10 protein-coding genes are annotated in these 16,358 nt (G+C 40.5%); 4 read left to right on the top strand and 6 right to left on the bottom strand.

The window, feature by feature from the left end:
- Positions 1 to 55: 55 nt before the first annotated feature.
- The 3 genes from DC53_RS16055 to DC53_RS16065 all read left to right on the top strand — a co-directional run bounded on the left by DC53_RS16055 (position 56) and on the right by DC53_RS16065 (position 5,298).
- Positions 56 to 1,549, top strand: a complete 1,494-nt coding sequence (locus DC53_RS16055) for a DUF2271 domain-containing protein (RefSeq protein WP_033028714.1) — start codon at positions 56 to 58, stop codon at positions 1,547 to 1,549.
- A gap of 93 nt (positions 1,550 to 1,642) precedes the next feature.
- On the top strand, positions 1,643 to 3,895 hold the full coding sequence (locus tag DC53_RS16060) for a TonB-dependent hemoglobin/transferrin/lactoferrin family receptor (protein ID WP_007378237.1): 2,253 nt from the start codon (positions 1,643 to 1,645) through the stop codon (positions 3,893 to 3,895).
- A gap of 167 nt (positions 3,896 to 4,062) precedes the next feature.
- Positions 4,063 to 5,298: a TMEM143 family protein gene (locus DC53_RS16065; protein ID WP_007378236.1), complete on the top strand. Its 1,236-nt coding sequence runs from the start codon at positions 4,063 to 4,065 to the stop codon at positions 5,296 to 5,298.
- An 86-nt stretch (positions 5,299 to 5,384) separates the two neighbouring features.
- Here the strand turns inward: DC53_RS16065 and DC53_RS16070 are convergent, their stop codons facing one another.
- The 5 genes from DC53_RS16070 to DC53_RS16090 all read right to left on the bottom strand — a co-directional run bounded on the left by DC53_RS16070 (position 5,385) and on the right by DC53_RS16090 (position 12,407).
- On the bottom strand, positions 5,385 to 8,531 hold the full coding sequence (locus DC53_RS16070) for an efflux RND transporter permease subunit (RefSeq protein WP_033028713.1): 3,147 nt from the start codon (positions 8,529 to 8,531) through the stop codon (positions 5,385 to 5,387).
- A gap of 8 nt (positions 8,532 to 8,539) precedes the next feature.
- Positions 8,540 to 9,787: an efflux RND transporter periplasmic adaptor subunit gene (locus DC53_RS16075; protein WP_033028712.1), complete on the bottom strand. Its 1,248-nt coding sequence runs from the start codon at positions 9,785 to 9,787 to the stop codon at positions 8,540 to 8,542.
- A complete protein-coding gene (locus DC53_RS16080; protein WP_033028710.1) occupies positions 9,784 to 11,037 on the bottom strand; it encodes a TolC family protein in 1,254 nt (417 codons plus the stop codon). Before DC53_RS16080 ends, DC53_RS16075 begins: the two co-directional genes overlap by 4 nt.
- Positions 11,038 to 11,187: 150 nt before the next feature.
- The gene (locus tag DC53_RS16085; RefSeq protein ID WP_033028709.1) at positions 11,188 to 11,508 is read right to left on the bottom strand and encodes a hypothetical protein; all 321 of its coding nucleotides are present in this window, start codon (positions 11,506 to 11,508) and stop codon (positions 11,188 to 11,190) included.
- 80 nt (positions 11,509 to 11,588) lie between these two features.
- Complete coding sequence (locus tag DC53_RS16090) at positions 11,589 to 12,407, bottom strand: AraC family transcriptional regulator (RefSeq protein ID WP_033028708.1); 819 nt, start codon at positions 12,405 to 12,407, stop codon at positions 11,589 to 11,591.
- Between the two features lie 112 nt (positions 12,408 to 12,519).
- Between DC53_RS16090 and DC53_RS16095 the strand changes: the two genes are divergently transcribed.
- Entirely contained in the window at positions 12,520 to 15,606 is a 3,087-nt protein-coding gene (locus tag DC53_RS16095) for a beta-galactosidase (RefSeq protein ID WP_033028707.1), read from the top strand.
- A 61-nt stretch (positions 15,607 to 15,667) separates the two neighbouring features.
- Here DC53_RS16095 and DC53_RS16100 read toward each other — a convergent pair whose 3' ends face one another.
- Positions 15,668 to 16,114, bottom strand: coding sequence for a DoxX family protein (locus tag DC53_RS16100; protein WP_033028706.1), 447 nt, complete (start codon positions 16,112 to 16,114; stop codon positions 15,668 to 15,670).
- Positions 16,115 to 16,358: the final 244 nt, after the last annotated feature.

Genomic DNA, 16,358 nt, shown 5'->3' with positions numbered 1-16,358 from the left:
CCAATAAATTTACAGGCAGGGAGAACAATATTGAATTAAGGAATGTTGATAAATCATGTTAAAAAAAATATTCGGTGCTGCTTTATTGCTTATTTTTAACACACAGCCAGTTCTTGCAATGGTAAATGCCCATTACGATAATGTATTAGGTACATCAATGGATATAAGCATTGCAGGTGTACCTCAACTGCAAGCCGAAAAAGCGATAGGTAGTACATTAAATGAAATAACACGCTTAGAAGGGATTCTTTCAACGTGGCAAAAAGAGAGTCAGATTAGCTTGCTAAACAAATTAGGAAGTAAACAAAACCTTCCTAGTGAATTAATTGAAATTGTTGAATTATGTGAAAAATGGCATGCCGCTTCGCATAAAAAATTCAGTTGCAAAATGGGAAAATTAAAAGAGCTTTGGTTAGCCGCTGAACGCACTGATAGCGTACCAGATAGGATTGCCGTACGTTATAAAGCTCGCGACATCCAACGCTCAACCATTAACATTGATGCTGTAAAAAGCAGTGTAATATTAGATGAAAAAATAGCACTTGATCCTGCGGGGTTAGCAAAAGGGTTTATTATTGACTTAGCTTATGCGCATTTGCATTCGTTATTGCCTGATGCAACGGGATTAAAATTAGATATTGGCGGTGATGCATATTATTGGGGAAAACCAAATAATAATGCTAAATGGCATGTTGCAATAGCCGATCCGACAAATCTAAACGATGCTCAATCAGCAGCGCCATATTATGTGAATTTATCAAATATGGCCATTGCATCAAGTAGTCACCATAATCGCTTTAGACAGATTCAAAGAAGAAAATTTAGTCATATTTTAGATCCACAAGATGGCTGGCCAATGGACTATGCGCCATCTGCAACGGTTATAGCTAAAGACGCCGTCACTGCAGATGCCATCGCAACGGCATTAAGCACTCAATCAATATCACAAGGAATAGATTGGGTTAATCAACTAGAAAATGTTGAAGCATTAATAGTATCGCCTCAAGGTTTAAAAGTGGCATCAGCTGGATGGCATACTTTTGTAGGCTCTGAAACTGAAGCCATTGATGAGCTTTCTGCTAACTCACTGCAAATAGAATATCAAATACCTAATTTACAAGTAGCTAAATATGAAAAACCTTATGTTGCTATTTGGATAAGCGATCGCCAAAACCGTAGTGTTTATAATTTACTATTACTGGGTGAAAGTAATCGATGGGCTAAAGAAAACAGTCGTTGGTGGCGACGTGTCGGTCGTAAAAATCCAGATTTATTAGATGGTATAGCTCGTCCAACTCGCCGACCAGGAGAATATAAAGTTCTTTGGAGTGGCCTAAATAACAATGGTGAATTTGATAGAAAAGCTAAATACTATCTAAATATAGAAGCGGCAAGAGAAGGTGGAGGCCACAACTATAAACGGATTGAATTTGAGTTTAGCCCTCATACTGAATCAGCCTCACTACCTAAAAAATTAGTCATTCCTGCTAAAGGTGAACTGGGAATTGTAAGCATAACTTATAAAACAACAAATAATAATCGCCTCTAACGCTTACTCATTTAAAGGTATTATTAAAAAATAAATGTGTAAATCGCAATCGTTTGCCTTTGCATTTAAATTAACATTAAATTAGGGATCATCATGAAATATAAAAAATCCATTTTAACCAGTGCAATAACCATTGCACTTAGTGGGCAAGCTTTCGGACAGACCATACAAACACTAGAAAAAACGGTTGTTAAATCTCAAAGCATTGAGCGTGATGCGGTAGTAGAAGTACTTAGTAGTGAAGAATTAGCACTTCGCCAAGTTGATAACTTTGAAGATTTAGTAAAATTAGTACCTGGTGTATCTGTATCAAAAGGTGATGATCGCTGGGGTGCAAGTGGCTTTAATATTAGAGGATTAGATGAAGACCGAGTTGCTATTAATGTTGATGGTGTGCCACAGGGCGAAACACTAAAGTACGAAAGCGGACAAGCTTACGGATATTTTAAAGGTTCACGTAATGGTGTCGATATTGAAGCACTAAAATCAGTTGAAATTGTTAAAGGTGCTGATGCTATTTTATCGGGTAACGGTTCGCTTGCTGGTGCCGTTAATATGACAACGAAAGATCCTGACGATTTTCTTTCTTATCAAGGCGATGACTCAGGTTTTGCCATAAAAGCAGGCTACAGTGGTGAAAATAGCGAAACAATGACCTCACTCACTGCGGCTAATAGAACTGGTGCTCTAGAATCACTCATTATTTATACCTATCGCGATGGTAATGAATTTGAAAACTATGATATGAATGGCGCTGATATAGAAGGCTCTGCCAGAGAAATTCCTGACCCTCAAGATACTAAGTTAAATAGTGTACTAGCTAAGCTTATTTATGAAATTAGTCCTGACAATGAAATTGGATTTGTTGGTACTTATTATAAAACAAAAGTAATTACTGATACGCAATCATTTAATGGGGGTTGGTATTCAAACCGAGTAGGCAACGATATAAGTAAAACAACCCGAGTTGGTGTTTTTCATAAATACGAAGGTGAAACAGCTCTTTTTGATAAAATAACCACTGCATTAAATAAACAAAGTATCGACTTTGCGGCTAATACGAGCCAACACGCTAGATTTGGTTTTGGTGGTGGAATAACTACCGATGAAGACCGTGTTGATACACGTGCTTTTAATCAAGACCTATTCCAAGTAACAGTTGATCTAGAGAAGTCATTTAAGTTTGCGCAACAAAAACATAAATTAGTTTATGGTGCTGAAATATTAAATAAAGACTATGAAAACTCACAAGTACGAAAGTCTAACAGCATTTTAAACGACAAGGGTTGGGTAGAATCAAGCAGCCAAGCTTTGATCCCAAAATCAGAAGCCGACATTTATACTTTATACGCCTTAGATACGTTTAATCTTGGAAAAACAACTCAGGCGCGTCTTGGCGCACGATATGACCACTATACATATAATGCTAAAGCAGATGAAAACTATTCAGATGAATCAGGAACATTAGGAGAAATTTCGTTCTCTATGGCAACATGGACAGCTGGCATTGAACAAGCACTCAATGATTCATTTAGTATTGAAATGGGTGTATCAACTGGCTTCAGAGCACCTACCATTGAAGATATGTACACAACAAGTGGCACTCTCGATGATTGGAATGAAGTTCCCAATGCCGATCTAAAAGCGGAATACAGCACTAACTATGACGTTGCATTAGTTGGTGAGTTTTCTAAAGGTAGTTTTCGTTTAGGTACTTTTTTCAGTAAGTATAAAGACTTTATTGATAGCGAAAAACGCCAAGGCATAAATACTAATACGGGTGAAACAGACCCAGATGGATTTTTTGTCAACTTTAATTCAGATACCGTTGAAATTAAAGGTATTGAGTTCTCGGCCGACCTTAACCTAAGCCGCACATTTGATTTAACACCCGGTTTAAAAACGCGTGTACAAGCGGCTTATACAAGTGGTGAAAATAGCGAAGATACGCCTATCTACTCTATTCAGCCGTTTAATTTAACGTGGGGAATAAGCTACGACCAGCCTGAAGGTAATTGGGGCGTTCACACATATGCTTCTTACACTGCAGGTAAAGAAGATAAAGACTCCTTTACAATCGATGAAAATGGCGAAAAAACATACCCTCTTTATTCTAGTAATGCAGCAACAATTATTGACCTAACTGGGTATTACAATATTACTGAGTCTTTACGCTTGGTTGCAGGCGTATACAACGTAACAGATAAAGAATATTACCGTTGGGATAGTGTTCGCTTTGTTGACCAAGGTGATATGAGACCTGGGATCGGAGTGACTGATAACGGCATTAAACGCTACAGCGAAGCAGGCCGTAATTTAGGTGTAAATGTAAGTTATAAATTTTAAGGTACACAAAATAATTAATATTTAGGCCGAGTTATGACTATAACTCGGCTTTTTTCCTTCTAGCCAAGATAAATAGTGCTTAAACAAAAAGCACGTTAGAAATAGCAGACAAATTAACTTACAATTAAAAGTAGTGAGTATTTTAATTGTAAGTAGTTATTAAATTTATGCAAAGTGCGCGTTTTATTCCCTTTAGAAAGCAAGATATTGTTGATATGTGTAGCGAAGAGCTTAGAAGCAGTACACAAAAAACATCGTTTAAACAATTTTGTGATTTACTAGCAAGCCTTATTCATTACGATTACCACGCAACACTTGAATCACTTAAAAATAACTACGCCCCGTTTGATCCCAACAGTGACACGCGATCGTTAGCGCCAGTATCGGCGGATCAAAAAGCGCAGTGCCAACATGAGTTTGCTAAAGATTTTGCCAAAGTACTCAATGCTGCTAATTTTGAAGTGATCACCAATGAAGACTTACAAGAGGCATTAAACGAAGAATCACTATTTAAAGTGCGCCTTGAGGTTGAGTTTGACGACTTTGAAGAAGTGGTATTTTATCGCCGTGGCGAGTCGCAACTCACTGAAACCATCATCAGCTTTTGGGGCCTTCGTAAAAAACCGCTGCACTTTACTAATTACGACCGAGTTGCGGTGTTTATTCGCTTTAAAGACAGCGCTTATTTTGCAGCTAAAAATAAAACGCCAATGGGGTTTGAGCCAAGTTCAACCATAGTAAAGTTGTTTCAAAATGTGCCAAAGGCTGATCTCGAAATGCTATTTCCTAATAGCGAAGTACGCATGCGCCCTATTGATAAAGCAATTATTGGCTCATCGGCTTTAGTTGGCGGTGCAGTGGTACTTATAACTAAACTTGGCGCATCAATCGTATTATTGCTTGCTCTGTTTGCTTTTTGGGGTGGTTTTAGAAGTGAAGCTGTAGAAATGACCCAACAACATTTTATTACCTTTGCTATTGGCATGGGGGTTTTTGGCAGCTTTATTTTTAAAGAATGGAGTAAGTTTAAAAACCGTAAAATAAAATTTATGAAAGCCCTTAGCGATAACCTCTACTTTAAAAACCTCGATAACAACGCGGGTGTTTTTCACACGCTTATTGACGCCGCCGAAGAAGAAGACATAAAAGAAGCCCTGCTTGCGTATACCTTTTTACTCAAATCAGAAAGCGGCTTAACCGCACAAACGCTTGATGAACAAATAGAGCATTGGTTTAAAAGTAAATACCAGTGCGATCTTGATTTTGAAATTAGCGACGCACTTGAAAAGCTGGTGCGTATGCGTTTGGTAACGTGCACTAGTGATGTGTATAGCGCAATAAATTTAGATCATGCAAAAACGATACTGGATGAGCGCTGGGATAATCTTTTTCAATATAATTAATGTAGTATTTTTGCTAAATAATACCCAAATAAAAAAGCAGCTGATAAGTACAGCTGCTTTTTTATTATATTATCAATAGCTAGTATTTAAGCTAATTCAGCTTCTGCTTTTTTAGTAAATTTAGAATGCACTAACTTATAAAGCGCAGGCAATATTAACAGTGTCAGTAAAGTTGATGAAATAATCCCGCCAACCACTACTGTGGCGAGAGGTTTTTGCATTTCAGAACCCGTTCCCGAATTAAGCGCCATAGGTATAAAGCCTAAACTTGCCACCAGCGCAGTCATCAGTACTGGGCGCAGGCGCTGTAATGCACCGCTGTGAATTGCTTCAAACAAACTTAAGCCGTCGCTTCGTAACTGCTTAATAAACGACAGCATAACCACGCCGTTTAATACCGCGACACCACTTAGGGCAATAAACCCCACACCCGCTGAAATTGAAAGCGGCATATCGCGCAGCAATAACGCAAGCACACCCCCCGTTAATGCCAGTGGCACACCACTAAATATAATCAATGAATCACGAAGCGATCCAAAGGCGCTATACAGTAAGCCAAATATAAGCAGTAAAGTGACCGGCACAACCAACGACAATCGCTTACTTGCCGATTGTAGCTGCTCAAACGTGCCGCCGTATTCAAGCCAATAGCCACTTGGTAAATTAAGTGATTCATTCATGCTCGCTTGCGCATCACTTACAAAGCTTGCTAAATCGCGCCCTTCTACATTGGCAGTTACTACTACATTGCGCTTACCACTTTCGCGGTTTATTTGATTAGGCCCTTTTTCAATGCTGATTGTCGCTACTTCGCCAAGCGGTACAAATGCAAGTTCTGGGTTACTATCTTTAGGTAAAGCAACTGGCAAACGAGCAAGTGCTGATACATCGCTAGACCAACGCTTATCAAGGCGCACTAATAACGAAAAACGTTTATCGCCCTCGTAAATTAGTCCGGTTTGCACACCACCAACAGCGGCGGCAAGTGTTTGTTGAATATCGTTTACGCTTAAACCTAATAACGCCATGTGGTCGCGCATTGGTGTTACCGAAAGTGTTGGCAATCCTTCCATTTGCTCCAAACGTACATCGGTAGCGTCTGCAATATTACGCATTAGCCCTGTGGCTTTTTCGCCAAACTCTTTAAGTACGCTTAAGTCGTCACCATAAATACGCAGTGCCACATCGGCGCGCACGCCAGCAATTAACTCGTTAAAGCGCATTTCTATTGGTTGTGTAAATTCGTAATTATTACCTGGTACATCGTTAACACGGGTACGAATTTGCTGAACCAATTCTGCTTTAGTGAGTGCTGGATTAGGCCACTCTTCTTGCGGTTTAAGTATTAAAAAAGTATCGGCAACATTGGGCGGCATAGGATCGCTTGCTACATCAGCAGTACCAATTTTTGAAAATACGTTAGCAACCTCAGGCTGATCTAATATGGTTTGCTCAAGTTCTTTTTGCATTTGCACAGATTGCTCAATACCAGTGCCAGTAATGCGCAGCGCGTGCATAGCAATATCGCCCTCATCAAGTTTCGGTAAAAATTCTGCGCCCATGTTTTTAACTTTAAAACCAAGCACTAATACTAATGCAGTGGCAATACCCACCATCAGCCACGGTAATTTAAGCGATATACCAAGTAATGGCTTATACACTTTTTTAACGCCGCGCATGACTGCGTTTTCGGATTCATCAACCTTACCGCGAACAAACACTGCAATAGCAGCAGGTACAAATGTAACGCCAAATATAAGCGCGCCAATTAACGCCGCAACTACAGTAAACGCCATTGGCTGAAACATTTTGCCTTCAACGCCGCTTAGTGCAAATAAAGGTAAGTAAACCAGCATAATAATAACAATGCCAAATACAGCCGGTGTAAATACTTCTTTGGTGGCTGCGGTCACTACATTTAAACGCTCGTTTAAAGTAAGTAGCCTGCCATGTTTATGCTGAGCTACACCGAGTTGGCGCAGGCAGTTTTCAACTACAATTACAGCACCATCAACAATTAAACCAAAATCGATTGCGCCTAGGCTCATTAGGTTACCCGATACGCGATTACCCACCATACCTGTAACGGCAAACAACATACTCAACGGAATAACCATTGCCGTAATAAGCGCGCCCGTTACATTACCCAGCAGTAATAGCAAAATCACTATCACTAAAATGGCACCTTCAAATAAGTTGGTTTGCACGGTTGCTATGGTTTTATCAACAAGAGTTGTACGGTCGTAAACCGCTTCAACAATAACGCCAGCGGGTAAGCTTTTTTGCACATCAACTAACTTATCAGCCATCGCTTTTGCCACTACGCGGCTGTTTTCGCCAATTAGCATCATGGCGGTGCCGAGCACGGTTTCCTCGCCGTTATAAGTGGCCGCGCCAGTTCTAAGCTCTTTGCCTAAAAGCACGTTAGCCACATCTTTAATGCGTACAGGTGCATCGTCGCGCTTAGCTATAACGGTATTGGCTATGTCATCAATGGTTTTTAACTGCCCTGGTGAGCGTACTAAATATTGCCCATCAAAACGCTCAATATAGCCTGCGCCTCGGTTACTGTTATTAACCTCAAGTGCACTAATTACATCGCTAATAGTAAGCTTATAGGCAATGAGTTTTTCGGGCACTGGCGCTACTTGATATTGACGCTCAAAACCACCTTGGCTGTTTATTTCGGTTACGCCTTTTACTTTTAAAAGCTGCGGACGAATAACCCAATCTTGCAAAGTACGTAAGTCTTCGGCGTTGTAGGCAGTGCCATCTTCTTTTAACGCATTAGGCGCGGCGTGCACACTATAAGTAAATATTTCGCCTAAACCACTGGCAATAGGACCCAAGTTTGGCTCTACGTTATTAGGTAAGTCGGATCGAATACTTTGAATGCGCTCACCAATTTGCTGACGCGCCCAATAAATATCGGTGCCTTCATCAAAAATAACCGTTACTTGCGAAAGCCCATAACGCGAAAGCGAACGGGTGTAATCAAGCTTAGGTATGCCCGCCATGGCGGTTTCTACCAAATAAGTAATGCGTTGCTCTACCTCTAATGGCGTAAAACCCTGTGCTTTGGTATTAATTTGCACTTGTACGTTAGTTATATCGGGTACTGCGTCTACCGCTAAATTTTGAATGTTGTATACACCAAATCCAGCAAATAAAAATGTAAGCGCAAGCACCAGCATGCGGCGTTTAACCGCAAAAGAAACTATCCAATTAATCATGGTGCCTCCTAGTGAGCGTGGCTTGCGCCGCTTTTTAAAATATCAGCTTTAATGACATAACTATTGTCTGTTACGTATTCGCTACCCGCGTTTAAACCTGCAAGTACTTCTACCCACTCGCTATTTTTTGCGCCTAAGGTAACGGGGCGCACTTCAAATACATTATTTTTACGAACAAACACACTGGGTTGACCGTTAAACTCTTGAATGGCTTGTGGCTTTACACGCACGCTGGCATTTATTTTAGCCACACTTACATCGCTATTTATATGCATGCCTGGGCGCCAATGCCCGTCTGGGTTATTAAGCTCTATACGGGCACGCGCTATGTGCCCGCCTGTCATCATTGGGGCTATAAAAAACACTTTGCCTTGCGTATTTAAATGGTGATGCAAGTCGTACACTTTAGCGCTTTGACCAATGGCGAGTTTTTCAATGTTTTCAGGAAAAGCCGATAACTCAACCCACACTTTATCAAGGTTAACTACCTGCATCAGTGCGCTGGTGCTTGCAAGCTCGCCACGCTTTAAGTATTGCTCGGTTACAACGCCGCTAATTGGGCTTTTAATGGCGTAATTTTGCAGTGTTTCGCGGTTGGTTACATTGGCAAGTACTTCGCCTTTTTTAACGTTTTGACCAATGCTTACAAAAATATCGCTGATCAATCCTGTATACGGCGCCATTACTTCTACCGTGCCATGTTGTGTTGGGGCAATAACGCCAAAAAGCGTATCGGTAATATCCACTTTACCACTTTGCGCTATCTCAGTTTTAATAACTGCGCGCTCAATAGCTCGCTCTGTTAGCGTGGTACGGCCTTCGTGTTGGTCGTATTCATAGCTAATGCTCTCGCCTTTATAATTAGCAGTAACGGTAAGTGCAAACGAATGTGGTTCGTTAATTGATTGCGTGCTAACAAGGTAGTCGCCCTCAGCTGCAAACTGTATATTTTGCGACCCTTCAACTAAGCGCTTTAAACTCATTGTTATGTTTAAGTCGTTTATATTAATTGGCTTATTTTGTTTATAGCCGTATACGCGCAGCTCAACATTACCTGCAAATTCTTGCAATTTAAGCTCAAGGGTTAATTTAGAGTCAGTTAATAAAAAGCCGCCGTGTGGACCTTGTTTTTTATCGTGTTGCTCTGTTTCTTTATGACCTGACTCGCCATGTTCAGCAGAGGCAAATACATCAGTGCTTACAAAGCTGCAGGCAAACGAAAGTGATACTAGTAATGCGATTATATTTTTGTTCATGATTGATGAGTCTCAATTAAAGATTGGCCTGTTAAACGCTCAAGAGTAAGTAACACTTGGTACAGCTCTGCGTGAGTGGTAATAAGTGTGCGTTTAGAATCAAAAAGTGCTTGTTGAGCATCAAGTAATTGCAACACCGAAATTTGTCCGCGTTGATAACTTTTTAAGCTTTGCTCAATCAATGTTTGTGCCTGAGGAATAATTTGATCAGATAATAGCTTTGCCTGATTAGCTCGACCTTGATAATAAGCGTACAAAGTACGTACTTGCTGGCGCAGCTGGATGCGCAATTGCCCTTGCTGCTCATTTAAAAGCATGAGCTGACTATTTGCAGCTGCAATATTTCCGCTATTAGAGTTACTTAATTGCAGTGGCATAGAAAACGAAAACACTAATGAGCTGGAGTCGCTTTGTTGGTTATAGCGCACGCCTCCCCCTACATTAATATCGGTTTGTCCGTTTGCTTTTTGCAGTGTTAAATTAGCTGTTTGCTGTAAATATTGCTGTTGTAATAATGCAAATTCAGGGGCTTGGTTAACCGCATCTAAAAGTGCTTGTGCTGATTTAAGCGCAGTAATTGCATTAATATTGCCAGCAAAAGTATCGTAGGGTTGCTCCTCACTCCACAGCTCGTTAAGCGATAAACTTGCTCGCTCAAATTCACTATTAAGCATGGCTTTATCAAGCTCTACTTGGCTAAGTGCATAACGCATACGCGTTACATCGGCTTGCGACGCTGCACCCGCATTAGCTCTTTGTTCAATCGCTTTAAGCGCTTGGGTTACTACCTCTTTACGCTCGTTGTTTAAACTTAATAATGTTTGAAATTTAAGCCCTTGATAGTATCGCTCAGCAGTGGTTGCCAATAATGCTAAACGGGTATTTTGATACTGTATTGCTTGGGCTTTTATATTGGCGGTTGCGTAATTAATACGACTTTGGCGCTTATCGCCCAGCTCTATTAGTTGGCTAAGCCCAAGCGTTATTTCAGCGCCTTGAATGCCACGCGCCTTGTTTGTGCCAAGTAAGTTTTCGGCTTCAACATTCAATACAGGATTAGGCGAAAGAGCTGCTTGAGTTTTAAGCGCACTCAATATTTTTTGATGATAAGGGTAGCGTTTTAATACCGGGTTTTGTTGTTCGGTATTACTCAGCGCTTGCTTAAGGGTTAATGTTTTAACATTCGCCAAACTACTAAAAGCAGGTAACGCGCACATTAGCGCCACCAGTATAATTGGTTTTTTATTCATATAGCGTGTCCGTTTTTTAATAAACAGAGTTAACTTAATCACTACGCCTACTTTAAAAACAAGCGCGATCAAGTAACCTAAATATGCATATAACTAGCCTAATAGCGCATAAACGCAGGCTCTAATATACAAAGTATTTAAAATTAGAAACTAGCTATAAAAATTTGGTGGCGGTACATCTGGCGGGTAATTTAACCCGTTATAGCACGCAGGCGAAGTTGCTTTACTTTGCTCTGGGCTTATTGAATGGCTAGAGGTGCTGTTATAGCCACAATGGCAATGTTGGTGAGCATGAATTTCGGTAGTTGATGTTTTATCGCTTTGGTTATCATCGGCTATGGAGTCGCCTTGCGATAACGAACTGGTTACGTGATCAACGTCTTCTTGCAAATGATACGCAGCGCCATCACAGCTAATAAAGCTGTGTACAAGCACTAATAATATCACTATTAAAAAACGGTTTGAGCGCATTACCTACCTAAAACTCTAAAATGCAATTTAAGAAATCGCACAATACCTTAAATTTATTCAAATGTAGAGAGCCGCTAACGTTATTTTCTAAATTCGCTTGGCGACACGCCTACCGACTTCTTAAAACGTTTGGAAAAATTAAAAATATTAGAGTACCCCACATAACTTGCCACATGCGAAATTGGCCAAGCCGTGTTTAACAATAAGTTTTTAGCTCGCTCAATGCGTAAATAAATAAGTTGTTGTATTGGGCTTTTACCAAATTGCGCTTGGCATAAACGGTGTAAATGCGGCGATGAGTAATGCACATGTTCGCACATTGCCTCTATTGTCCAATCAAACTGCAAGCGCTTGTCTACCTCTTCAAACAAACTAATTAAACGATTATGCGCCGCACCCTGAGAGTTATTTTGCAGCGTAGCATTTAAGTAATGACTTAAAATAGGCGTTACGCTTTCGCGTAAATTAGCATTAGGCTCGCTGTATAAAAGCTCCATAGCAAGGTGTAACGGTTCAAGTTTTTGCTCGGTTAATACCAATGCTTGCGCTAAGTTTAAATGCTGCCAACGTTTAGTATTTGCAAGGTTTAACCAAATAACATCCCAATGATCAGCATCAATTTTCACTTCAAAGCTTTGCTTTGCTGGTAGCACAATAAGTGTATTGGCATTAAGTGTGTACTGCTCATTGTGTGTTGTTAATTTACCCTGCCCTGCCAATGTATAAAAAAGTGTATGTTCTAGCGGTGCTGAGCGTGCTACGCAATAACGACCCGATAGGTTTGAGCAACCCGCAAGTACTATTTCAAGGTTTGGCATTTGTGCGAGCGTTTGTGAATCAATAAAGCGTTCTATACAACGCGGACCAATATCGAGTATGTCTTTAATGTTATAGCGCATAATTACAATGATAGTTTTGGACAAACAAAGGAGAGCTTTAAGCATAACCCCTGCGATTATTTTTAGCTATATTTAGCGCATTATAATTGCCCGCTTATGCAATAGGATAAACATGACCTCTTTACAGCACATAATTAATCGCCGAGATTGGGAAAACCCAATTTCAGTACAAGTTAATCAAGTAAAAGCGCACAGCCCACTCAATGGCTTTAAAACGCTAGAGCATGCCCGTACTAACACACAATCACAAAAACAAAGTTTAAACGGTCAGTGGGACTTTAAATTATTTGATAAACCCGAAGCGGTTGATGAGTTATTGTTAAGTGAAACACTAAACAGCGACTGGCAAAATATTACAGTGCCTTCTAACTGGCAATTACACGGCTTTGATAAACCTATTTACTGTAATGTTAAATACCCATTTGCAGTTAACCCGCCATTTGTACCAAGCGATAACCCTACGGGCTGTTACCGTACTGAATTTAATATAAGTGAAAGTCAGCTAACTCAACGTAATCATATTATTTTTGAAGGCGTTAACTCGGCGTTTCACCTGTGGTGTAACGGGCAATGGGTGGGTTATTCACAAGATAGCCGCTTACCGAGCGAGTTTGATTTAAGCGAACTGTTAGTTGCAGGCACCAACCGTATTGCCGTTATGGTTATTCGTTGGAGCGATGGCAGTTATTTAGAAGATCAAGACATGTGGTGGCTAAGCGGTATTTTTCGCGATGTTTACTTACTTACAAAACCACAAAACCAAATACGTGATGTGTTTATAACCCCCGATTTAGACGCTTGCTATCGTGATGCAACGCTACATATAAAAACGGCGATTAATGCGCCAAATAACTATCAAATAGCAGTACAAGTTTTTGATGGCGAACAGGCGCTATGTGAGCCACAAATTCAAAGCACTAACAATAAACGTGTTGATGAAAAAGGTGGCTGGAGCGATGTTGTATTTCAAACAATTGATATACAAAGCCCTAAAAAATGGACCTCCGAAACCCCGTACTTATACCGCTGCGTTGTGAGTCTACTTGATGAGCAAGGCAACACAGTAGATGTTGAAGCCTACAACATTGGCTTTAGAAAAGTAGAAATGCTTAACGGGCAGCTTTGCTTAAACGGCAAACCGTTACTTATACGCGGTGTTAACCGCCACGAACACCACCCAGAAAACGGTCACACAGTAAGCACCGCCGATATGATTGAAGATATTAAGCTGATGAAGCAAAATAACTTTAATGCCGTGCGTACTGCTCACTACCCTAACCACCCTCGTTTTTATGAGCTATGTGACGAGCTCGGTTTATACGTAGTGGACGAAGCCAATATAGAAACCCATGGCATGTTTCCTATGGGCAGGCTTGCAAGCGATCCGCAGTGGGCTGGCGCATTTATGTCGCGTTATACACAAATGGTTGAGCGCGATAAAAACCACGCCTCTATTATTATTTGGTCACTGGGTAACGAATGCGGACACGGCGCCAACCACGATGCTATGTACGGATGGTCAAAAAGCTTTGACCCTTCTCGCCCAGTGCAATACGAAGGTGGCGGCGCAAATACCACTGCAACCGACATTATTTGCCCTATGTATGCCCGTGTAAATACACATGTTGCCGATGACGCCGTACCAAAATATTCAATAAAAAAATGGCTAAGCCTACCGGGTGAAACGCGCCCGCTTATTTTATGTGAGTACGCCCATGCAATGGGTAACAGCCTAGGTAGCTTTGACGACTACTGGCAAGCATTTAGAGAATACCCTCGCCTACAAGGCGGCTTTATTTGGGATTGGGTAGACCAAGGTTTATCTAAAACTGACGAAAACGGTGAGCATTATTGGGCTTACGGTGGCGATTTTGGTGATGAACTAAACGATCGCCAATTTTGTATTAACGGCTTATTATTCCCAGACCGCACGCCGCACCCTAGCCTGTTTGAAGCTAAATACAGCCAACAGCATTTACAATTTACGCTGCGCGAGCAAACTAAAAATCAATACACTATTGATGTATTTAGCGATTACGTATTTAGACACACAGATAACGAAAAGCTCGTTTGGCAGTTAATGCAAAATGGCATCTGTGTTGAACAAGGTGAGCAAATTATTAATATTGCTCCGCAAAGTACGCACACGTTAACAATTAAAACTAAAACAGCGTTTGAGCAAGGTGCGCAATATCACCTTAATTTAGATGTAGCACTAATTAACGACTCACACTTTGCAAATGCTAATCACGTTATGGATTCAGAGCAGTTTAAGCTTATAAATAGTAACAATTTAAACAGTAAATCATTTGCATCATCATCTGAGCAAAACGCTATAAGTGTTAACGAAACCGACTCTCAACTATGTATTGAAAACGATAAATTTAAACTTGTTTTTAGCAAGCAATCAGGGCTTATAGAGCAGTGGTTACAAAACGATACTCAGGTTATTAGTAGCCCACTGGTTGATAACTTTTATCGTGCCCCACTTGATAACGACATTGGTGTAAGCGAAGTAGACAATCTAGACCCCAATGCATGGGAAGCTCGTTGGTTGCGTGCGGGTATAGGGCAATGGCAGCGCACATGCAGCTCAATTCACGCAGTGCAATCAAGCGTTGATGTACGTATTACTTGTGTATTTAATTACGAATTTAATGGCGTGCTACAGGCTCAAACACAGTGGCTATATACACTAAATAATACCGGCAATATTAGCTTAAATATTGACGTGCACTTAAACGATACTCTGCCACCAATGCCGCGTATAGGGCTAAGTACAACGCTTAACAAGCAAAGCGATACAAAAATAAACTGGCGTGGTTTAGGGCCTTTTGAAAACTACCCAGATCGCAAAGCCGCAGCACGTTTAGGTTATTACAGCTTGAGCTTAAATGAGCTACATACACCGTATATATTCCCAACTGATAATGGCCTGCGTAGCGATTGCCAATTGCTGAGTATTAATAACTTAACCGTAACTGGCGCGTTTTTGTTTGCAGCCAGCGAGTATTCGCAAAGTACGCTAACGCAAGCAAAACACACTAACGAACTCATTGCTGATGATTGCGTACATGTACACATTGATCATCAACATATGGGTGTAGGTGGCGATGATTCATGGAGCCCAAGTACTCATAAAGAGTATTTACTTGAGCAAAAGCAGTACAGTTATTCTTTAACTTTTTCAGCTAAATAATTTAGTAGTTAACCTACAAGAATAGCGGCCAAATTGGCCGCTATTCTTCAATTAATAAACTCTATTTATTAGCTAGTTTTTTAACTAATACGTTATCAAGCGAAAAGCTTCCCGCTCCTTGAATTGCTAAAACTACAGTTATTACAAGTAACGTTAATGCGTATTCATAGCCATTGTTTGCCATAAATAAACCATTACTAATATGTACGCTAAAAATAGCAATCAGCATAGTAAAGCCGGCAACTACAGCTGCTGGGCGCGTAAACAAACCAATTGCTAATGCAATGCCACCAAAAAACTCAGCGCTACCTGCCATCATTGCTAACCAATAGCCAGGCTCTAAACCAATACTCGCCATCCATTGGCCTGTACCTTCAAGCCCGTAACCGCCAAACCAAGCAAATAGTTTTTGTGCACCATGCGCCGCTAAAATAAGGCCAACTGGTACTCGTAAAATTAATGCTGCTACGCCTGCTTTTGAGCTAAGTAATGTGTTTAGTAATTTCATGAGTTTTAGTCCTGTTTTAATTTATTTAATCGTTAGGTTTTTCCTAACCGTTGAGCACAGTTTACTATCATCATTAAAAAACATTAATACGAAATTTATTGGTTAATTAGCAACGCAGTATTTATAATAATCCATAAAAAAACCGCCAACCCAAAGGTTGACGGTTTTTTATTAACGTATTACTTAGGGCGTGTTGATCTTTGTGGATTGAAATTTGTTCAATCTAGGGGCGATTAAATCGCGG

The sequence above is a fragment of the Pseudoalteromonas fuliginea genome, from assembly GCF_000690055.1.
Lineage (GTDB): Bacteria > Pseudomonadota > Gammaproteobacteria > Enterobacterales > Alteromonadaceae > Pseudoalteromonas > Pseudoalteromonas fuliginea.
This window is presented reverse-complemented; position numbering and strand designations above follow the sequence as displayed.

Excerpts from the sequence above, each read along its gene's own strand:
- DC53_RS16055 (WP_033028714.1), top strand. The coding sequence starts at position 56 with ATGTTAAAAAAAATATTCGGTGCTGCTTTATTGCTTATTTTTAACACA.
- DC53_RS16060 (WP_007378237.1), top strand. The coding sequence starts at position 1,643 with ATGAAATATAAAAAATCCATTTTAACCAGTGCAATAACCATTGCACTT.
- DC53_RS16065 (WP_007378236.1), top strand. The coding sequence starts at position 4,063 with ATGCAAAGTGCGCGTTTTATTCCCTTTAGAAAGCAAGATATTGTTGAT.
- DC53_RS16070 (WP_033028713.1), bottom strand. The coding sequence starts at position 8,531 with ATGATTAATTGGATAGTTTCTTTTGCGGTTAAACGCCGCATGCTGGTG.
- DC53_RS16075 (WP_033028712.1), bottom strand. The coding sequence starts at position 9,787 with ATGAACAAAAATATAATCGCATTACTAGTATCACTTTCGTTTGCCTGC.
- DC53_RS16080 (WP_033028710.1), bottom strand. The coding sequence starts at position 11,037 with ATGAATAAAAAACCAATTATACTGGTGGCGCTAATGTGCGCGTTACCT.
- DC53_RS16085 (WP_033028709.1), bottom strand. The coding sequence starts at position 11,508 with ATGCGCTCAAACCGTTTTTTAATAGTGATATTATTAGTGCTTGTACAC.
- DC53_RS16090 (WP_033028708.1), bottom strand. The coding sequence starts at position 12,407 with ATGCGCTATAACATTAAAGACATACTCGATATTGGTCCGCGTTGTATA.
- DC53_RS16095 (WP_033028707.1), top strand. The coding sequence starts at position 12,520 with ATGACCTCTTTACAGCACATAATTAATCGCCGAGATTGGGAAAACCCA.
- DC53_RS16100 (WP_033028706.1), bottom strand. The coding sequence starts at position 16,114 with ATGAAATTACTAAACACATTACTTAGCTCAAAAGCAGGCGTAGCAGCA.